Annotated in this window: 19 protein-coding genes and 2 pseudogenes; 12 read left to right on the forward strand and 9 right to left on the reverse strand. The window is 66.2% G+C overall.

Going from position 1 to position 19,806, the window contains the following annotated elements; genetic code table 11:
* Nucleotides 1–185: 185 nt before the first annotated feature.
* The 3 genes from ABZW96_RS31260 to ABZW96_RS31270 form a co-directional block, all read right to left on the reverse strand.
* The gene (locus ABZW96_RS31260) at nucleotides 186–1,133 is read right to left on the reverse strand and encodes a sensor histidine kinase (protein ID WP_355079540.1); all 948 of its coding nucleotides are present in this window, start codon (nucleotides 1,131–1,133) and stop codon (nucleotides 186–188) included.
* Nucleotides 1,130–1,477, reverse strand: a complete 348-nt coding sequence (locus ABZW96_RS31265; RefSeq protein ID WP_355079542.1) for an STAS domain-containing protein — start codon at nucleotides 1,475–1,477, stop codon at nucleotides 1,130–1,132. Before ABZW96_RS31265 ends, ABZW96_RS31260 begins: the two co-directional genes overlap by 4 nt.
* Nucleotides 1,478–1,707: 230 nt before the next feature.
* Entirely contained in the window at nucleotides 1,708–2,337 is a 630-nt protein-coding gene (locus ABZW96_RS31270) for a hypothetical protein (RefSeq protein WP_355079544.1), read from the reverse strand.
* Between the two features lie 99 nt (nucleotides 2,338–2,436).
* Here ABZW96_RS31270 and ABZW96_RS31275 point away from each other — a divergent pair, with 99 nt between their 5' ends.
* Nucleotides 2,437–3,111, forward strand: a complete 675-nt coding sequence (locus tag ABZW96_RS31275) for a TetR/AcrR family transcriptional regulator (protein ID WP_355079546.1) — start codon at nucleotides 2,437–2,439, stop codon at nucleotides 3,109–3,111.
* The gene (locus tag ABZW96_RS31280; protein WP_355079548.1) at nucleotides 3,108–3,746 is read left to right on the forward strand and encodes a polysaccharide deacetylase family protein; all 639 of its coding nucleotides are present in this window, start codon (nucleotides 3,108–3,110) and stop codon (nucleotides 3,744–3,746) included. Before ABZW96_RS31275 ends, ABZW96_RS31280 begins: the two co-directional genes overlap by 4 nt.
* Nucleotides 3,747–4,306: 560 nt before the next feature.
* Here ABZW96_RS31280 and ABZW96_RS31285 read toward each other — a convergent pair.
* The 3 genes from ABZW96_RS31285 to ABZW96_RS31295 form a co-directional block, all read right to left on the reverse strand.
* Nucleotides 4,307–5,167 carry a fumarylacetoacetate hydrolase family protein gene (locus ABZW96_RS31285; RefSeq protein WP_355079550.1) on the reverse strand — a complete coding sequence of 287 codons (861 nt, stop codon included), beginning with the start codon at nucleotides 5,165–5,167 and terminating at the stop codon, nucleotides 4,307–4,309.
* 85 nt (nucleotides 5,168–5,252) lie between these two features.
* Nucleotides 5,253–5,939, reverse strand: coding sequence for a VOC family protein (locus ABZW96_RS31290; RefSeq protein WP_355079552.1), 687 nt, complete (start codon nucleotides 5,937–5,939; stop codon nucleotides 5,253–5,255).
* Between the two features lie 5 nt (nucleotides 5,940–5,944).
* Nucleotides 5,945–6,634, reverse strand: coding sequence for an alpha/beta hydrolase (locus ABZW96_RS31295; protein WP_355079554.1), 690 nt, complete (start codon nucleotides 6,632–6,634; stop codon nucleotides 5,945–5,947).
* Between ABZW96_RS31295 and ABZW96_RS31300 the strand changes: the two genes are divergently transcribed.
* From ABZW96_RS31300 to ABZW96_RS31310, 3 genes are all read left to right on the forward strand, one after another.
* Nucleotides 6,633–6,833, forward strand: coding sequence for a hypothetical protein (locus tag ABZW96_RS31300; protein WP_355079555.1), 201 nt, complete (start codon nucleotides 6,633–6,635; stop codon nucleotides 6,831–6,833). The genes ABZW96_RS31295 and ABZW96_RS31300 overlap by 2 nt on opposite strands.
* Nucleotides 6,834–6,879: 46 nt before the next feature.
* Entirely contained in the window at nucleotides 6,880–7,527 is a 648-nt protein-coding gene (locus ABZW96_RS31305) for a TetR/AcrR family transcriptional regulator (RefSeq protein WP_355079557.1), read from the forward strand.
* A 584-nt stretch (nucleotides 7,528–8,111) separates the two neighbouring features.
* Nucleotides 8,112–8,465, forward strand: a complete 354-nt coding sequence (locus tag ABZW96_RS31310) for a DoxX family protein (protein WP_355079559.1) — start codon at nucleotides 8,112–8,114, stop codon at nucleotides 8,463–8,465.
* Between the two features lie 473 nt (nucleotides 8,466–8,938).
* Here ABZW96_RS31310 and ABZW96_RS31315 read toward each other — a convergent pair.
* Nucleotides 8,939–9,057, reverse strand: a pseudogene (locus ABZW96_RS31315) (alcohol dehydrogenase); the annotation flags it as partial.
* 313 nt (nucleotides 9,058–9,370) lie between these two features.
* Nucleotides 9,371–10,468: a hypothetical protein gene (locus tag ABZW96_RS31320; protein WP_355079561.1), complete on the reverse strand. Its 1,098-nt coding sequence runs from the start codon at nucleotides 10,466–10,468 to the stop codon at nucleotides 9,371–9,373.
* Nucleotides 10,469–10,634: 166 nt separating this feature from the next.
* On the opposite strand from ABZW96_RS31320, the gene ABZW96_RS31325 reads away from it, so the two are divergent.
* The 5 genes and pseudogenes from ABZW96_RS31325 (at nucleotide 10,635) to ABZW96_RS31345 (ending at nucleotide 15,059) form a co-directional block, all read left to right on the forward strand.
* Complete coding sequence (locus tag ABZW96_RS31325) at nucleotides 10,635–11,414, forward strand: sulfite exporter TauE/SafE family protein (RefSeq protein WP_355079563.1); 780 nt, start codon at nucleotides 10,635–10,637, stop codon at nucleotides 11,412–11,414.
* A 392-nt stretch (nucleotides 11,415–11,806) separates the two neighbouring features.
* Nucleotides 11,807–11,971 carry a hypothetical protein gene (locus ABZW96_RS31330; protein WP_355079565.1) on the forward strand — a complete coding sequence of 55 codons (165 nt, stop codon included), beginning with the start codon at nucleotides 11,807–11,809 and terminating at the stop codon, nucleotides 11,969–11,971.
* Between the two features lie 74 nt (nucleotides 11,972–12,045).
* Nucleotides 12,046–12,141, forward strand: a pseudogene (locus ABZW96_RS31335) (zf-HC2 domain-containing protein); the annotation flags it as partial.
* A 33-nt stretch (nucleotides 12,142–12,174) separates the two neighbouring features.
* Nucleotides 12,175–12,786, forward strand: a complete 612-nt coding sequence (locus tag ABZW96_RS31340; protein ID WP_355079577.1) for a hypothetical protein — start codon at nucleotides 12,175–12,177, stop codon at nucleotides 12,784–12,786.
* 14 nt (nucleotides 12,787–12,800) lie between these two features.
* A complete protein-coding gene (locus ABZW96_RS31345; protein ID WP_355079567.1) occupies nucleotides 12,801–15,059 on the forward strand; it encodes a heavy metal translocating P-type ATPase in 2,259 nt (752 codons plus the stop codon).
* 39 nt (nucleotides 15,060–15,098) lie between these two features.
* Here ABZW96_RS31345 and ABZW96_RS31350 read toward each other — a convergent pair whose 3' ends face one another.
* A complete protein-coding gene (locus ABZW96_RS31350; protein WP_355079569.1) occupies nucleotides 15,099–17,009 on the reverse strand; it encodes a cytochrome c oxidase assembly protein in 1,911 nt (636 codons plus the stop codon).
* Between the two features lie 331 nt (nucleotides 17,010–17,340).
* On the opposite strand from ABZW96_RS31350, the gene ABZW96_RS31355 reads away from it, so the two are divergent.
* Together ABZW96_RS31355 and ABZW96_RS31360 are read left to right on the forward strand one after the other, a co-directional pair.
* On the forward strand, nucleotides 17,341–18,534 hold the full coding sequence (locus ABZW96_RS31355) for an MFS transporter (protein ID WP_355079571.1): 1,194 nt from the start codon (nucleotides 17,341–17,343) through the stop codon (nucleotides 18,532–18,534).
* Nucleotides 18,535–18,685: 151 nt separating this feature from the next.
* Nucleotides 18,686–19,702, forward strand: coding sequence for a hypothetical protein (locus ABZW96_RS31360; RefSeq protein ID WP_355079573.1), 1,017 nt, complete (start codon nucleotides 18,686–18,688; stop codon nucleotides 19,700–19,702).
* The last annotated feature ends 104 nt before the right edge of the window (nucleotides 19,703–19,806 follow it).

Genomic DNA, 19,806 nt, shown 5'->3' on the forward strand with positions numbered 1-19,806 from the left:
CGGCACGCGGCGACGGTGGAAAGTTCTGCCTCCGAGACCTTTCGGGAGGCCGAAAGTGCAGTGAACTCGTCACGGGCCGGTCCGCCGACAGCCCTTGCGCGCTCCGGCTCGCAGAGCGGCTGGGGCGTCGGCGCGCCGCAAGGTGCTGGTGCGCACGGACGGTGCCGCCGGGTGCAGAGCGCGGGCTAAGGCGAATCGCGATCCAAGCCGAAGTGGAGCTGGATGGTGGTGCCGTGCGGGGTGGTGTGGATTCGGACGAGGTCGGTGAGCTGGTTGACCATCAGCAGCCCGCGGCCGCCTGGGCGATAGGACTGTGCGGGCAGGCGGCCCGCGAGGCGATTCGTGATGTGTCCTTGATCGCTGATCTGGTAGCGGATCTGATTCTGCTCGGCCCACATCGTGAGCCTGCCGTGCCCACCGCCGTGGACGACCGAGTTGGTGGTGGTCTCCGCGATCACCAGTTCGAGATCGATCTCGCGGTGCTCGGGCATGCCGGCGTCGCGGGCGTAATCGATGGCCAGGCGCCGGATGTGGGGCAGCGACGTCGCGTCGAAGGCTACGGTTGCGGAGGCCGCGGGTGGGGAGGGCAGTTCTCTGTTGTAGAAGTCGACGATGTGGTCGGGGTCGTAGGCGCTGCTCGTTCGCCGGCCCGCGTGATCGATGAGCACAGGGTGGGTAGCGTGCGCGTCGTTCAAGACCTCGGTCGAAAGACGCTCGGTGTCATAGGGACACAGGATGCTCACTTCCCGCCCGGTGAATGCCGCGTTGATCAGAGCCTCGTGCTGAACGCAGGCTGGATACTCCAGCGACGAGCGTCCGGCCCAGATCGGTTCGCCGATGATTCGCACGCGTCCGGAGGGGTACTTGTCGGCGAAGGCGCGAAGCACGCCGGGAATGATGCGGCCCGGGTTGCGGCCTTCGACAGTCATGTCCATCAGCTGGACCGAGGCGGCGTCGGAGCCCAGTGCAGTGCGCAGAAGCGACAGATTGGGACCGGGGACCGCCACCGCGACCGGTTCGCCGTTCTCGAGTCCTTGGCGGATGAAGCCGAGGGTGCCCGCGAGGTACTCCGCCGTGTCGCGGTAGAACAGCGCGGGGTGCACGAATGGGTCGGTAACGCCAGGCAAGCTCATGTGTGCACTACCTCGATCGTCTGTAGAGAGGGCCAGAACACCGCGAGTACCCGAAGCATCATCGCCGGGGGCCGATGTACCACGATTCGCCGAACCTCCGAGGATCGGGTGGCGGCTTCTACCAAAATCGAGGTTCCGTAAGTGTCGATGAACGTAAGGCCGGACAGGTCCAAGTGGACGTCGTTGTCCCTGGCGGTCAGTTCCGAGACAGCCTCGCGCCAGGTTTCGCGGGTGGTGAAGTCGACCGAGCCTGCGCATCGCAGGCCAGGGGGACTGCAGATCCGAGACGTCCGAAGCGTCGAGGGACCCGGGGCAGCCCGACTGAGCCGGAGCGCGGGATCCACTGGCTCACCGACCTCCCATCGGCCATCACGAACAGGACGCGCAGGATCTTACGCTTGCGTTCGCAGCCGCCGGTCGCGGGCTCGAGCGCGGATTGGCCGAGGCGTCGGCGTATCGCTAGACGAAGCTGTCGCCGATGATGTGTTCTTCACGTTTCGTCGCCGTCTCCTTCCGGAGGTCGCCGTGCCGTTGTCGAGCCGCTCACCGTGTTCGCGGCGAGGTGGCGGGCAGATCAGGAACGCGGTACGTCGAGCACAGATCCGGGCCGGCCGGACTCGGTCCGGTCCGGGGTGTCGATGAACGCCGAACTCCACTGGCCGTCCTCACCGGAGGTGTGGTTTGCCTGTTCGCGCGCCCAGGCGAAGTGGTGGCGCGCCGATGCCAGCAGCAGCGGCCCGGTGAGCAGACCGGCCGCGACGAATTTCAGGTCGGCGCGCCGTGTCTCGGCCAAGACCGCCCCCACGCCGCCGATTCCCCACAGCCACAGCACCGTGTTGTAGGGAGGCAGCAGATTCTGCTCCATGCCCTCGGCCTCATCCAGCCAAGGGAAGATGCCCAGTCGGCGCGACCACGGCCAGTCCACGAAGTGGACCACTACCGATGCGATCGATACCCCGGCATTGAACGCCAGTACCGCTTCGTCGGCTCGCCCGCGCGGACGAGCGCTGCGCAGCAGCAAGGCCGGTGCCACTGACCACAGGACGTTGGTGGCCCGCCTGCCCAGCCACGGTTCCAAGAAGACCCCGACCCCGGCCCAGCGTTCGAACCAGTTGTGCCCGGTCCCGCCCAGGGTCGCCAGCACACCGAATGGCCGAAGCGCGGATCGCTGCGCACGCGGTCGACGGCTACGTTGCCGTGTCATGGTCCATCCTCCTAAAATTGATGACCATCAACTAACTGGGACAACCCAGATTAGACGGAAAAATTGATGGTCGTCAATATTTTGTTCTAGACTGGCCGCATGACCACTGCCAAGCGCCGCGGGCGCCCCTCGTCGGCGGAGGAATCACCCGCCGCGACGAACGACATCCTGGCTCGGGCGCTGGCGATGTTCGCCGAGCAGGGCTTCGAGGGCACCTCCGTCGCCGCGCTCAACCGGGAGCTGGGCGTAAGCCACAATCTGATCCATCAGCGCTTCGGTTCCAAGGAGGGACTGTGGCGCGCGGCGGTGGACCGGGCCTTCAGCGCGGTCGCCGAGGAACTCGATCTGGAGTTGGAGTTGGCCGCGGTCGGCGTTCTCGACGCCGCGCGCCTGGCGATCGTGCGATTCCTCGAGGTGCACGCTCGCCACCCCGACATCCTGCGCCTGGTCTCAGTGGAGGGCGCGGCGGCCAGCGCTCGATTGGACTACCTGTTCGAGGTGCACGTGCAACCGCTCTACACGCGACTGACCGCGCCACTGAAGGTGCTCGTCGATGCCGGGGTGATGACCAGCGCCGATGTGCGCAGTCTGCATTTCCTGGTCGCGCACGGGGGGACCTCGCCGTTCAGCCAGGTGCCGTTCGCACGGATGCTCGACCCCCTCGACCCCATGGGTCCGGATGCGGTGCGGCAGCACGCGGAGTTCGTGGCGGACATGATCGTGGCGGGACTGCGCGCCCGGGGTGCCTGGAACAACGATGGGACTATCGCGTGAAGCTCACCCTCAGTTTCGACAACGGGCCGACCGAGGCGACGGCCGAGGTGCTCGACGTTCTCTCCGAGCGCGGTATCAAGTCGAGTTTCTTCGTCATCGGTGATCGGCTCGTCGGCGAGGACGAACGTGCGCTGGCGGAACGCGCTGCCCGCGAGGGACATTGGATCGGCAACCACACTATGAGCCACTCGGTGCAGTTCGGCGACAGCGACGATCCTGATCTGCCCGACCGCGAGATCGGCGCGGCCCAGCAGCTATTGGGTCCTTTGGCGCATCCGGGCAAACTGTTCCGTCCCTACGCCGGTGGTGGTGTGCTGAGCCGCCGGGTGTTCAGCACACCGGCCATCGATTACCTGTGCCGACACCGCTACACCTGCGTGCTGTGGTCGGCGATCCCGCACGACTGGGATGAGCCCGACCGGTGGGTGCGGCGCTGTCTCGACCAGATCAGCAACCAGCAGTGGAGCTTGGTCGTCATCCACGATCTGCCGACCGGCGCCATGAAGCACCTGCCCGAACTGCTCGATCGTCTCGACACCCTGGGTGTCGAGGTCGTCCAGGAATTCCCGCACACCTGCATGCCGATCCGGGACGGCGTGCTGACCGGCGACCTCACCGCCTTTACCACGAACTGACCACTCACCGAGAATTCGATCGAAAGCAGCCCCCTGACATATCCGAATCCCCCGATCCGGCGAACTGTCGTCGATTTTGATCACTGGTCACTGAGACGGAACCGCCGCCGTGGCGGACGGTAACCGCTCGCACGCTCCCGGAAATAACGTATGCCGACAAGAAGGCATCGAAGCGAGCCGTCACGCGTCGCGTGTCCCGGCCGGCGAATGGTTCCTGGCTGCGGTCGCCGCAGGAGTGAACGAAGCCACACGCGATGACTCTCTCCACCGCGGACGAGCACGGCAGGTGCTCGGCATGGGGATACTCCATACTCGCGAACGTCGGCAGTGCCGGTCACCAGGGGGCGCTGGTGTGCCGCCGTCCCCGCGATGCCAGCGACAGGGTCCTCACCACCGAGCGTGTGCCCTTCGCCGCGGGCGATGTCGATCGAGATTCCGTTCATGACAACGTGTTCGAGGTCGGCACTCGAGGCACACGGCGCGACCCAGGTGTGGACGGAGAAGGCGTGACTGGCCGCATTTGCATCCCGTGTTGCCGGTCTGTCGAGGTCTTCGCGTCGCTATGCGACTGTGCAGGGGTTGCGCAGCTCGCCGAGGCCCTCGATCGTCGAGCGCAGCATGTTGCCCGGGGCGAGGTACCGTGCCGGGGTGCGGGAATAGCCGACGCCGGCCGGGGTGCCGGTGAAGATCAGATCGCCGGGGAACAACTCGCAGATGCCTGACAGGTGGGAGACCAGCGCGGCGACGTCGAAAATCATCTGCTTGGTGCGGCCCGATTGCACGGTCTCGCCGTCGAGGACGGCTTCGATGGCCAGATCGTCGGGGTCGTCGAGTTCGTCGAGAGTGGTCAGCCACGGGCCGATCGGCGCGAACCGCTCGTAGCTTTTGGCGAGGCTGAATTGCGGTGGGGTGCCGGCCATTTGTGATCGACGCTCGGAGATGTCTTGACCGATGCAGAATCCGGCGACGTGGTCGAGGGCCTGTTCGGTAGCGATGTGACGTCCGCCGACACCGATCGCGGCGACGAGTTCCACCTCCCAGTCGCAGGTGCCGGTGGGCAACGGGATCACGTCACCGGGGCCGGTGATCGCCGAGGCGAATTTGGTGAACACCAGGGGGTTTTCGGGCAGGGCGAGCCCGGTTTCGTCACTGTGGTCGGCGTAGTTCAGCCCGACGGCGAAGATCTGGCGCGGCGCACGCACCGGCGGACCGAGCCGCGTCAGATCGGCGAGCAACTGCGCGCCCGTCACACGGGCATCGACACGGGGCCGATTGCCGCTGAACCAAGCGCGGATCTGCCGTATGTGCGCGACGGCCTGATCGGGATCGCTGGGCAGGACGCCGTCGGAGGCGTTGGCGAGGTCGATGATGCCGGTATCGGTGACGAGCGTGGCACGGCCGTCGAGATTGGCGAGCTTCATGAGAGGGGCGGATGTCCTTTTCGGTCGGGTGGGCCGTGCACCGCGGGGACGGTGCGGTGCACGGTCGGCCATGGGGTCGCTGCGATCAGTCGAGGCGGACCGGCGGATCGGTCTGGCTGGCCATCTGCCACACCAGCTCGTCAGGCATGGCGATGATCTGCCGGTAGACCTCGTCGGGATAGGCCATATGGGGTTTGGTCTCGTCGTAGGCCGGTTGGGCCACCGGCTCAGCCGGTCGGGCGAATGGTGCGGGGTGCTTGTAGGTTTCGAGTTCCTCGGCGCTGATGCCATTGATCTCGACCACTTCCGGGTCGATCCAGGCGCGGTCGTCGATGGCGTCGCCGGTGGTGAGTTCGACAAGCAGACCCTCCGGGCCCGCGAGGTAGAGCGACCGGCAGAACCCGTGGTCGATCGGGCCGAGCACGACGATCCCTCGACTGCGGATGCGGTCGCGCAAACTCAGCAGTTCGTCGAGATCGCGTACATGCAGTGCGACATGCTGCATGGCACCAGGCGCGACCGGTCCGGTCGGTTCGGCGGCGTGGGTGACCCCGAGCTCGCGAGTGTCGGGGTTGTCGGGGTGGTACACGAACGCGATGTAGGAGGTGGGGTTGAGTTCGACGAACCCGTGCCAGGCGCCTTCGGCTCCGTGCATGCGGTACAGCGCCTTGAGCGGCAGGCCGATGACATCGGTGAAGAACGCGATCTGAGATTTGATGTCGCGGGTGGCGATCGCCAGGTGGTTTACACCGATGGGTTGGGTGGCGGTCATGATGGTCAGTCCTTTTCGGGGGCGGAGTCGAGCAGCTGCTTGTGGCACCAGGTCCGCACGACATCGGCGTAGTCGGCGGTGTGGAACAACATCAGCTGGTGCACCCCTTCGGGGTGAATGTGCAGTTCGACGGGGCCGGTGGTGGCGTCGACGACGGCCCGGGCCGTGGCGGGAGTGAAGATCGGATCTTTCTCCCCGACGGCGAACAGGATCGGTTTGGTGTTGGCAGACAACGGCACGGCCGGGTCGTAGCGCAGGATCGACGCCCACGAGGCCAGGTCGTAGGTCCAGGTGTTGAGCGGATCCTGATGCTTCTGCTTGCCCGCGCCGCGGAACCCGTAGTCGGTGTCGAAATCGATGTACTGGTCGATATCGAAACGCAGCGCCGGACCGAACAGGGCGACCATCTGATCGAACGCCTGTGTGCGGAAGGCGTTTTCGGTCGGGATCAGCGGTGAGGACGGGATGGCGAATCCCATCAGAATCGCGCCCGCGAAATCCTGCGACGCGGCGTAGGCGCCGTAGGCGCCGTAGGCGGCGGACGCGCCGAGCGAGGAGCCCTTGATGAACACCGGCAGCCCGGTGGCGGCACGAATGTGATCGGTCAGCCGCAGTGCCGCTTCGATCCACTCCTCGATGGTGAACTGGCCGGCACGCCGGTCCACGCACGAGCGGCCGTGGCCGGGAGCATCCATGCACCAGACACCGGGCATAGTGTGCGGCGAAATTGTCGTAGATGCCGCCGTGGCCGCCGATTCCGTGCTGAACCAGCAGCACGTGGTCCGCGGCCGGATCAGCGAATCGATAGGCGAATGTGTTGCCGACTATCTGTTCTTCTCTGCGCATCGGCCACCTCCATGTGTCCGCGTCATAAAAATTGATGGCAATCAATAAACCATACAAGTTGATGGTCGTCAACATGCTGTCCTAAACTGGGCGGATGGCGACGCAGACACGAAAAGGGCGACCACCGGCCGAGCTGTCACCAGCCTCGTTGACCGATATCCTGGCCGCGGCGTTGAGAGTGTTCGCCGAATGCGGATTCGACGGCACCTCGGTGGCGGCGCTCAATCGCGAGCTCGGAGTGAGCCACAACCTCGTCCATCAGCGGTTCGGCTCCAAGGAGAGGCTGTGGTACGCCACGGTCGACTGGGCGTTCGGCGAGATCGCCGACCACATGAGCGTGGATGCGGAGTTGGCCGACCGCGACCTGCTCGAAGCGGTACGCGTGACGATCGTGCAATTCCTTCAACTGCACGCCACCCACCCACGGATCCTGCGGCTGGTCACGGTCGAAGGCGCCACCGAGGGGCCTCGGCTGACGTATCTGTTCGACGCGCACGTCGGACCGTTGTATCACCGGATCACCGCGCCGCTGAAGGTGCTCGTCGACCGCGGCGTGCTGGCCGAGGAAGACATCCGCACCGTACATTTCCTGGTTGCGCACGGCGCTACCGCGCCGTTCAGTCTGGTCCCGCTGGCGGCGAGGCTGAACCCACTCGATCCGCTCGACCCCGCGGCGGTTCGCAGGCACGCCGAATTCGTCGCCGGCATGGTCGTGGCCGGGCTCCGAGCCCGCGGCGCCTGACCAGCGAGGGCAACTGCGACGAAGGTGACGCCCAGTTTCCTGCCCCGTTTTCTGCAACGGCTCGATGCCCTCGATGTCGAGATCGTCCAGGAATTCCCCGAATCCTGCGTCCTATCCGGCGCGGCCGCCTGCAGGGCTCGCTCGATCACCTGATCACAGCGCCCGACAACTGAGCATCTGGACAGGATTCACGGCCGACCAACCTGGGCCGGCGCACTCATCGATGACTTCGTCCACCCGACTCGGCGTGGTCGCGCACTGCTCGCTCACGCTGCCGTGCCCCGCGATGGGCACCTGATGCGTAGCCCCCCATCACCAAATGTTGACGGTAATCAATAAAGCGCATTATATTGATGGACGTCAACATTTGAAGCTGGTGTTGGGGCACGTCAACGAGGACCCGTCGACGATCGTGCGGAAAGCGTCGATTGCCGACCGCGCTGCGGCGGTGCCGAGACCCACGCGGCGGGAGTGGACCGATCCATTCCTGGTGCTGAGCGAGGACTGGTTCTCCTCGCCCGGATTCGAGTGGCACGCCTACCGCGCGCTGGAGACCAACACGTCTGAGAGAAAAGGAGCGATCGATGACGATCGCATCAATTGTCCTAGCCGCCTTGCTGGCGCTCGAGATGATCGCCGTGGGAGCACCGAAGGTGCTCGCCGTCCAGGCCATGCGTGAACGCGCAGCCCACGCCGGGATCCGCGTGTCCGGCTTCCGAGTCATCGGGGCCTTGGAAATCGTCGGTGCAGCAGGGCTTTTGATCGGTATCGGCTGGCATCCGATCGGCCGGCTCGCTGGGGTCGCGATCGTGCTGCTGATGGTCGGGGCGCTCATCACCCACGTCCGGACCAAGGACAAGCTCGCCGACATGATCCCGGCCATCGTCACCGCCCTGTTGGCGGTGACCTACCTCGTCGTCGCATCGCTCGCCCGCTGAGCGCCGGTCACCGAAGGCGCTCGGGCGTCCTCGCCGACGTCTGAGATGCCACACCAAATGCGCCTTCGCGAGCTGACCTGCCACGGTTTTTTTCTGGCCGCCGGGTAGCGGGCCGGATCCATGCTCGCTGCCGCCAGCGGATCGGTGGCCCACGTAGGTGCCTCGGGGACGATGAGACCCACGTCCGAGGCCGCGTCGTGGCGTACGACGCGACGTCCGGCCCAGGTATTCCGCCCGGGTAGTGCGTGCCGGTCATCGGCGACATCACAATGCGGTTCGCCAAGGTCAGGCCGTGGATGGTGAAGGGAAGCGCGAGGATCTCCGCCGCGTGGGTGCCGGCCGGGCTGCATCCGAACCCCTAGGGTTATCGGGCAATGGCCGACGGCATCGACCTCGATGTGCTGTTGAAAGGCAGCTGACTTCCGCTAATGCTCAGCACAGCAGCCGTTCTCGCTGCCACCATGACCCGTGTGGCCGTCGGCGAGCATGTGCAGGGTGTCGCGGAATTCGCCCGGGTCGTAACCGAAGGCGAAGCGGAGTTCGACCTCCTTCTTGATGGCAGTGGGATCGTGTCGGGTTGGATGCAGACACCGGCATCGAACACGATCCCTATGACAACTACGAGATTTACGGGTCAGAGCCCACCGAACCGGAACAACCCGACCGCAGGCCACACGAGAGCAGGAGCGGTGGAGACAACCCCGCATCTAAGCTCCAGGACCCAGCCGTGAACCACGGCTACCGGCGGGTGACCGGAACCGACGGGGCGGTGATGGCCGTGTGATCGGTTCAGCGGGCGCAGGTTTCGCAGACTATCCGCGACAGGGTCTTCTCGCGGATGTCGATGTCACGGCGGGCGATGTGTCAGTGGCCTTCGGGCTGACTGGTCGGCCATTGGTACGGGCCTACTGCATCAGTTGGATGTGGGGGTGATCGGGTGAGATTGGGCAGACGCGAAGGATCATGTTGTAACCGCGAGCAATTGTGACGTCGGGGCCTGTGGTTGTGCTGTAATCCCCTGCGAGGGCCTGATCTTCGTAGGGTATCCAGCTGTGGGTTCCGGCGTCCCATTCGGACGAGGCGATGGTGAGCAGCGGTTCGGTCTCGGTACCGCAGGTGGGGCATGGCTGTGGAAAGGGGTCCGTGGTGCCCCACCGGATATGGCCGCCGACCTTCCACCCGGGTGCAACGCATATGTTGTCGATGAACCAGCTCTCGATGTCATCCGGATCGATCCCGGTGTGCTGCCGACTGGCCCACTGTCGCATTTGCTCCAGCGGCTCGCCGCCGAGTTCTTCGAAGTCGCTCGGGTATTCGATGATGCGTTCCGGCTCCACCGTGCACGGCAAGGGTATGTAGTCGTAGCCGTATTCCACCGCTGCCGGTATCGGTGGGTTATTCAGGAAGTCGGTGACGTCGGCGGCGGTGCGCCACACCAGCGCGGTCTCGGGCATGGCATCGGCGTTGTCCAACGGGCACCAGAGTATCTGCAGCAGATCCTTGCCCGGCGGCGGACGTAACCCCGGGACGTCACGCGTATAAAGTTGCGCCACCGGCAACATGGCATTCGGGGCATGGGCCGTCGGCTTCCACCGACCCGCCAACGGCTGAGACGGGGGGAGGTTGAGGTTGTCGAGATCCCACCCGCTGACTTCGAATTCCCAGATGTCACGCGGCGCTGCCGACAACATGGCACTCGGGACATCGGCCACCGACGGCCACGGTTCGGGATCGTGTCGCGTCAGCTTCGCATCCACCAGCGACTGTAACGGGTTGAGCTCGTGGGGATTCCACGCGTTGGTTAAGAAGTCCCAGTTGTGAGGCCCGTGACAGTGCGGCCACGGTTCGTTGGTCGGCCACAGCAAAGGACCGCCGATCGAACTGTCGTATACCGTCGGTGTGCCGCTGCGCGGGTGGAGCCGGGTCGCGGGACGAGCCAGCGGCGCCAGTGCGGGACACGCGGCTGCGACATCCACGGCTCGGGGTGGCGTGGTGCGGGTCATCGACAAACCTCTTCGGATTCGGGGCGTTCGAACTGTAGTTCGGAGTACGTCGAATCCCACGGTTGGGAATATCTGGCCGGACGTAAATTCCCGAGTCGGCGCAGGTCCGGAGGCCTCACCGCGTTCCGGGCGGGCGAGCCGAGCGGTCGGCTGCGATAGTCCGAGTGTGGATTTGGGATCGGTGCTGTCGGGGTTCGCGGCGGGGTTGCTGGTGTCGGTGGTGACCACGCCTGTCGGGGTGTCGGGGGCGGTGTTTCTGCTGCCGATCCAGCTCAGCGTTCTCGGAGTGCCCAGCCCTGCCGTGACACCGACGAACCTGCTGTTCAACGTGGTGTCCATCCCCGGCGCGCTGCTGCGCTACGGCCGCCGCAGCTCCCTGCGCAGCCCGTTGACCCGGATCCTGCTGATCGGCACCCTGCCCGGCGTCGTCACCGGCGCGCTCATCCGCGTGTTCGCCCTGCCCACCGCGGCCACGTTCAAGCTCGTCGCGGCAGCGCTGCTGCTGGCGCTGGGGACGTGGCTGTGCCTGCGCACCGCCAATGGTCCCCGCACCGAGAAGCCGCGCCCGTCGGACCGGTCCATCACCACTCTCGCGCTGGTGGTCGGCGTCGTCGGCGGAATCTACGGCATCGGCGGCGGATCGCTGCTGAGCCCGATCCTGGCCGGACGCGGCGTCCCCTTGGCCGAACTCGCACCGGCGGCGCTGACCTCCACACTGATCACCTCGATCGCGGGCGCGGCCACCTACGTCGGCATCGCCGTCGCCACCGGCGGCACCGACATCGCCCCGGACTGGATCATCGGCCTTGGCTGCGGCATCGGCGGGCTGGCCGGCGGATACCTCGGCGCACACCTGCAACCCCGGCTACCGGAAACCGCACTGCGCTTCACCCTCGGCGGCGTGGCCATCGCGACCGCCGCCCTCTACACGACCCAAGCACTCTGACCCATCACTCGGGGACAAATGCTCAGCCACCGGGCTCGCTGTTGGTGCTATCCCCTATTTGACCTGCTCGTATGCCCCTGGAAGGGGTTCCGGACTCACCGAGAATCCAACGAAATTCGGGATGTGCCCTGGTAGAGGGTGATTCACGGACCGGCACCCGACGCTCGCCCGCCCAGCCATTGAGTTGTGAAGAGGTCGCAGAGGCTTCATACCACTCCGCCCACAGGCGGCGGCCCGATCACCGAGCCGAGCCGGTCCAGCATTTCCTCGATGTTCACGTCCACTCCCATCAGCCGTCCGTTCTCGATGGAGGCTATCCACCTCCAGAGTTGGAAGCACGGGGTCGGCGTCACCCGGCCCACCATCTACCGCCACGTGAACAAGAAGGGTTCGTGTTCCGGCTCTTCAGGCGGGTCGGTCAGCACGATTACACCGCATCCGACGACGCGCCAGGGCACGAGACCGGCTTCATGCGCTACCGCCTCACCGACGAAACGATCTACCAACTCTTGCCCTGGATCGGCGCCACACACGCCTCCGAGCCGAGTCCACTCTGAGGCTGCGGTTTCCCGCGGGACGGTAATCGCGGCCTTCGGGGAACTCGAGTGTCGGAGTGGACGACAATCTGCACGTGGAGTGCGAAGTTTGCCGGACAGCACTGTCGGCTCGGATCGACGGTGAGCCCGAAGCCGTCCCCTCGACGCGGGTGGATGAGCACCTGGAGCAGTGCCGAGAGTGCTGTTCCTGGTACCTCACGGCCGTGGAGGTTTCGAAGCTCGTGCGCGGGAGCCGGTCGCGCGCACCCGACCTCACCGACGTGATCTATGCCGCAGCCGAACTGCAACGGCCGAGGCGATCGGTCTCCTCGACATTGCGCGCAATCGTGCCGAGTTCGCGGGTCGAGCTGACGAGACTGCTGCTCGGCGCGCTCGGTGTCGTGCAGGTCGCCCTCGCACTGGCCCAAATCGCAGGCCTCGACTTCGGAATGAGCCACCACGGTGCCGAAATGACTCGCCACCTGCTCAACGAGAGCACCGCGTGGAACCTGGCCATCGGGGTCGGACTGCTCGCCTGTGCGATACGTCCATCGGCGGCCGCGGGAATACTGCCCGTGCTCGCCGCAGTCGTCGCCGTACTCAGCGCCTTCGTTGTCGCCGACCTGCATTCCGGCGTGGTGCCACTGCCGCGCGTCGCGTCGCACGGCGTACTGGTCGTCGCGCTCGCACTGGTCACCATCGTCCACCGCACGCGACGACCTGACACCTCTCCTCCGGTCGGCGACCGCGCACCCACTGAATTCGTCCTGCCCACAGGCGCCCGATTGGGCAGACGCGCAGATCATCTCCGCTCGACCCAAGATCCCGCCGCATAATAAGAGGGACTCACATGACCATCGAGCTCGACTCCACAACCCACGCGCCCAACCGGATCTCTCTCGCCGTCACCGGAATGAGCTGCGCCGCATGCGCGAACAGAGTCGAACGCAGGCTGAACAAAGTCGACGGCGTCACCGCATCGGTGAACTACGCGACCGGAGTCGCCACGATCGATGCCGCCGACCATGTCACCGCCGAAGACCTTTGCGCAGAAGTCGACGCCGCGGGATACGGCGCGTCACCCATCATCGACCACACCGAGGCGATCAGCGCCACCCCCGAGGACGCCGAGGTCAAGGACCTCCTGCGCCGCCTCGTGGTCGCCCTGATGGCGTTCTTCCCTCTGGCCGACCTGTCGGTGATGTTCGCGACTCTGCCGTCCACCAGAATTCCCGGCTGGCAGTTCATCCTCACCGCGCTGGCCCTGCCCGTCGTGCTATGGTCGGCGGCGCCGTTCCACCGGCGCGCGTTCACGGGCGCGAAAGTCGGCGCCGCGAGCATGGACACCCTGGTCTCGGTCGGCGTAGTCACCGCCACCCTGTGGTCGCTGGACACGATGTATCTGCACCCATCCCGGACCGGAACCGCGCCGGACGGAGTGTGGGCTGCGATCTGGGCCAGCGACGCCATCTATCTCGAAGTCGCCGCGGGCGTCACCGCGTTCGTTCTCGCGGGGCGATACTTCGAGGCGAAGGCGAAGCGCTCGGCGGGCAGCGCCTTGCGGGCACTGGCCGCACTCGGCGCCCGCGAAGTCACTGTGCTGACCCGCGACGAGCGCGAGATGCGCATCCCGATAAGCGAACTCGTGGAGGGTCAGCGATTCGTGGTACGGCCAGGTGAGACGATCGCCACTGATGGACTGGTCGTGTCGGGCGAATCCAGCATCGACGCCTCCGCCATGACCGGCGAATCCCTTCCGGTCGACATCACGCCGGGTATGGCGGTGATCGGCGGCACCACCGCGCTGACCGGGCGGCTGATCGTCGAGGCCGCCGCGGTCGGTGCCGACACCAAACTCTCGGGCATGATCCGGCTCGTCGAGCAGGCTCAGACCGGTAAGGCGCGCATGCAGCGCGTGGCCGACCGTGTGTCATCGGTCTTCGTGCCATGCGTATTCCTGCTCGCAGGCGTGACCTTCGGCGTGTGGTGGATGACCGGGAGCGGAGGTGAGCGTGCGGCCGCGGCAGCGCTGGCGGTGTTGGTCGTCGCCTGTCCGTGCGCGCTGGGCCTGGCCATACCCACCGCGCTGCTGGTGGCATCCGGCCGTGGTGCGCAGCTGGGCATCTTCATCAAGGGTCATCCAGCGCTGGAAGCGACTCGCGACGTCGACACCGTGGTGCTCGATAAAACCGGCACCCTCACCCACGGGGTGATGAGCGTCGTCGCCGTAACCGTCGAGGGCACGCGCACCGACGGCGAGGTGCTGCGTTTGGCCGGGGCCGTGGAATCGGCCTCCGAACATGCGGTCGCGGCCGCGATCACCCGGCATGCACGACAAATCCACGACACCCTGCCTACGATCGAATCCTTCGAGGCACTACCGGGACTGGGTGCACGCGGCATCGTCGAAGGTGCGCAAGTGCATGTGGGAAGGCTCCGTCTCTTTCACCAACAGCGCATCGACGTGCCCCGGGCCTTACTGCGGGAGCTCCGCCGTCAGGAACGAGTCGGCCGCACCGTTGTGCTGGTCGGGGTGGACCGGGTCGCCGTCGCGCTCGTCGCGGTGGCCGACACCGTGAAAGACAGCGCGGCTCCTGCTGTCGCCCGACTGCATCGACTCGGTCTGCGCGTGTTCATGTTCACCGGCGACAACGCGTATGCCGCGCAGTCCGTCGCCGACGAGATCGGCATCGACGAGGTGGTGGCCGAGCTACTGCCCGAAGGCAAGGTCGAGCTGATCGCACAGATGCAGGAGCGCGGACATCGAGTCGCCATGATCGGCGACGGCATCAATGACGGCGCGGCGCTGGCCACCGCGGACCTCGGCATGGCGATCGGCGCGGGCACCGATGTCGCGATCGCCGCCGCCGATGTCATCCTGGTGCGCGAAGACCTCGCCGCGGCCACCGACGCGATCGAGCTGGCGCACGCGACTTTGCGCACCATCAAAGGGAACTTGGTGTGGGCCTTCGGCTACAACATCGTCGCCATCCCGGTGGCCGCGCTGGGTTTGCTGAACCCTCTGATCGCGGGCGCGGCGATGGCTTTTTCGTCGTTCTTCGTCGTCTCCAACAGCCTGCGCCTGCGCCGAGCGCGGCTGGGCGGGTGATCGGGTACCGGGCATCTTGGTCAAACGGCTCGGGCAAGATCACCTACGGCTGCGTGCCAGCTGCTCCAGCATCGCGTTGTAAGCGGCGAGGTCGGAATCGCCGTACTCGTCGTCCTTGCGGTCGGTGCGCACCGCGGTGCGCCGATCCTGGGCCGCCCACTGCGTCAGCAACGCGCCCACCACCAGCAGAATCGGGACCTCACCGGACACCCAGGCAATGCCGCCCCCGGCGTGCTGATCCGCCAGCAGATCGATCGCCCACGGCAACTGGAGATTGCCGTAGAACCGCTGGCCCACAACGTAATTCATCGACATGATCGCGATGCCGAAGAACGCGTGGAACGGCATCACCGCGAACAGCATCCCCAGCCGCCCCAGATGAGGCAGTCTGCGCGGACCCGGATCGATGCCGATGATGCCCCAGTAGAACAGGTACCCGACGATCAGAAAGTGGACGTTCATCAGGACGTGACCCCAGTGGTAGCGGGTCAGGTTCTCGAACAGCGTCGTGAAATACAGCCCGTACAAGGAGACCACGAACAGCGCGATCGCTGTGCCGGGGTAAGCCAGGACAGCGGTCGGCTTGGCATGCAACAGCGCCAGCACCCACTCGCGCGGCCCGTGCACCGCGCCCCGCGCCGCCGACGGAAGAGCTCGCAGCAACAGCGTCACCGGCGCGCCGAGCACAAGAAGCACCGGGACGAACATGTTCAAAGCCATATGCGTGATCATGTGCATGCTGAACATCGCGAGACCGTAGGTGCCGATGCCCGAGGACGTGGCGATCAGTAGCGCTAGACAACCACCCATCCATGACAGAGTGCGCCATCGCGACCAGCGGTCCCCACGACGACGCAGACGCCACACGCCGAGGACATACGCCACAACCGCGACCGACGCCGCCGTCCCGAGCACGAAATCGAAACGCCACGACGCCAGCAGCCGCCACAAGGCGGGCCGATCCGTCAGTTCGAAACCGAGGAACACCTCCTGCGCGGTGAACGACCGGTCGGCGAACGCGGGCGCCGGTTGCACCGCCATCGCCACCAGTACACTCAGCACCACTACGGAAAGCGCTGCGCTACAGGCGTATACGAATACATTCCCATCATCCGGCACCCGGGTGCGGTAAGAGCGCCACAGCGTCCACCCCGCCGCGACGAGCCCCAATCCCGCGAACAGTGCCAACCGTCCGTATCCGGTCGTGAGCACACACGACCGCGGTAACAGCACGAGTACGAGCACCAGACCGCCGGCCGCCGCGGTCACCGTGCACAGCATCCCGATGACCACGGCGCGCCGAACTGCGACCGCCGTGTCCGAACCACCGCGCCGCAGCTGCTCGGCCACACACCAGAACAACCCCGGCCCCACCGACACCGCGACCTGGAAGAGGATCATCGCGCCCGTGCCGTAATCGTGGTTCGGCCCTTCACCCGCGTTGCCGACCAACGCGGGCGGCAGCACGCCCACAGCCGCCACCAACGTCAGAAAGACGACCCCGCTCCAGGACAACGTCAGCCGTGCACCGAGACTCACCACAGCGGCCAGCGCGGCGACGACAACCCATGCCTTGGGTTTCTCGCTCGCATCGAGTAACGCTCCGAGCGCGCCCGCGCGCACCAGGCCCGACAGGCTCAACCCACCGACATCCGCTGCTGTGACCGGTATCAATACCAGCGCCGAGACGAACCAGACCAGGCCGGCACGCTCGGCCAGCCGCAAGCCCGCATAGCCGTCGACCAGGATCCGCCCCTGTGCGGAGACCCGCGTACAGCACACCGCGTAGACCAGAGAACCGAGCGCCACCGCGCCCGCGAGCGCGGCCACCGTCCGCAACAGCGCGTAGCCCAACGCGGACGCAAGCCCGGGATACGTCGTGCCGGCCGCGCGGTAAGGAACCTCACCCATCGCCAGCACGGCGCCGGTGACGAGCGTCAGCGACACCACCACCGCGACGATCCCAATGCAACGGACATCTCCGCGATTCACGTCCACCGTTGGATCCACCCGACCTCCGACCAGAAAGTACTGCCCTCCAGAGGAAACAGCTCGCGCATAGTGGTCGGATCGCACCGACGGAAAGTTCCCGACATCGGTGGACCGAACGCCACCGCGTCGCCGACGCTTCCGATCGGTAGGGCCGGGCTCCGCTACTCGCCTGCTGGCGGAACCGAACCCGCACGCCGCGCGACTATCTGACCTCAGGGCCGCTGATGGGCGGCGTGGCATGGCTGGGAGGACGGCAGTGCAGACACACCCCGCGGTTGGACGGGACCGGATGACGACAGCCTCGGTGACCGGCGTACTGACAGCAGCCATGGCCTTCTCCATGCTGCAATTGTTCGTCCTCGGCGCGCTGGGCCCGCGCCTCGTTCCGGATCTCGGGATGTCCACCACCGCATTGGGATTGACGACGACCATGGGCTTCGGAACAGCCGCGCTGCTGTCGCCGCTGGCCGGTAGCGCGGTGGATCTGCTCGGTCCACGACGATGCCTGATCGCGCTGCTGCTGACCGTCAGTGCGGCCCTCGGCGCCATCGCCGCCGCACCGGCCTACGGCGTCCTCCTCGCCGCGGTGGCCCTGGGCGGCGTGCCGCAGGCACTGGCCAACCCCGCAACGAACAAAGCGATCCTGGCTGCAATCCCGCCGACCTATCGCGCAGGGGTGACCGGCGCCAAACAATCCGGTGTCCAACTCGGCGCCATCGCCGCTGGATTGCCGCTCACCGCGCTGGCCGCTTCGGCGGGCTGGCGTACTGCGGTGTGGACGGCGGCGGGTATCGCGCTGCTAGTAGCGCTGTGGGTGTGGCGTACCCTGCCCGCCGACCCGTCGCGACAGCATCACGGCACGTCCAGCTCGGGCATCGGTGACAAGCCGCAACCACGCGGGAACGACGGCATCGTGTACTGGCTGGCCGTGTACTCCCTGTTTCTGGGGGCCGCCATGGCATCGATCAACACTTACTTGGCGCTGTTCGGCGAACGACGGCTCGGCCTCGGCGCTGCGGCAGCGGGGACCCTGGTGGCCGTGCTCGGCGTAGCGGGCATCGCAGGTCGCATCGGCTGGGCACGTGTGGCGGGGAACCCGCGCGCGGCAATCGTCCTGCCCGCCGGATTGGCGTTCGGATCCGGCATCGCGGCGCTGCTGCTGGCCGCCTCCGCCCTGATGACCGGGGTGGTGTGGATCGCGGTGATTGCCGTCGGCTTCTTCGGCATGGCGGGCAACGCGGTGTCCATGGTGTTGGTGATCCAGCGCTCGGCCCCTGGACGAGCCGGACGCAACTCGGCATTGGTGTCGGCGGGGTTCTTCGCCGGATTCGCGATAGGCCCGCCGTTTTTCGGCACCGTGGTGCCCTCGATCGGATACAGCAACAGCTGGCTGATGGTCGCGGTGGAATTCGCTGTCGCGGCGGCAGTCGCGGCGTTGTGGGCAGTGCGCGATCGTGAGGCCCGCGTCGAGGAGCGGGCGTGAGGAATATGCATGACAAGCGCCGCTGTGAATGCACGAAACGTGCGCCGCGACAGCAGTTTTCATCACGTACAGCTCAACAGCTGCATACGACGGAATGGTGCGGGGGCGCAACATGGTGACGGATTGGGCGTGCGAGGCATTCGATGCCCTCATGAACCGCGTATCGAGCACACAAGCCGCTGTGGGCACCCGGTTTCCGCTCTACGCCGACAGCATTTCCGGCGAATGGACAACCACCTCCCGCGGATCCTGGACCGGCGGCTTCTGGGCAGGTCTGCTGTGGCTGCGTGCATCAGCTAGCGGTCGGCACGAGCATCGCAACGCCGCCGCAGAGACGACACAACGCCTGGCCGACTGGGTGACATCGGACACTTCCACCCGCGGGTTGATTCTCTGGTACGGAACAGCCCTGGCAACCAGGCGCGGGGAAGACTCCCGCGCCTCAGCGCTCCGCGAGAGTGCCGCACGCCAGTGCCGTTCGGACTTCGATCACAATCTCCGTGTACTGCCATGGGGTTCAGCGTTCGGTGGCCCACGCCTCCTCGCTCGCGTGGACGGAATTCCCGGCCTAGTACCACTTCTGGCCACAGACAAAGACCCCCGCGGCCCGGATATCGCCCGCGAACATCTCTCAACACACCTGCACCTCTGGCGGACAACACCGATCGGCACCCCGGCATGGGCCTGGTCGGATGGCACATGGCTTCCCTCGCCGCAACCGCAGCGAGGATGGAGCCGAGGCAGGGCCTGGCTCCTGCTCGCACTGGCCGACGCATGCCGGTACCTGTCCCCGGAATTCCTCTTCGATGCCTGTGCACTCCTCGACGCCGATCAACTCCTGGTACCAACCGCCGAAAACCATCCTGACGCGCCACCAGACACCTCGGCCGCCGCGATCGAGGCGGTAGCGCTGCTGAAACTTGCTGCAGCACAAACGCGTACAGCACGGTCCGCAGCGATGCGGCTGCGAGCCACCGAGATCACGCGACGGCTTGCCACGGACTTCATGAGCGGTCCCGGCGCGCCGCAACCCGGGGGCAGGCTGGGTGGCGGATGCTACGACTTCGGCCGCGGGCTTGCCACCAACCACGAGCTGATCTGGGGCAATTTCTTCTTCGCCGCGGCTCTGGCCATACAGATCGGGTTGATCGCTCCTTTCGACACCTGACGCGGCCTCAGTGCCTGTGTATGAACTGATCGTTTTTCCTGTTGCGGCTGCTGCGGGTGGCTTATCGTCGAGGCGGGGTGGTTCGTGCGGGAGGCGGCGATGGT

Source organism: Nocardia sp. NPDC004168, from assembly GCF_040610355.1.
GTDB lineage: Bacteria > Actinomycetota > Actinomycetes > Mycobacteriales > Mycobacteriaceae > Nocardia > Nocardia sichangensis.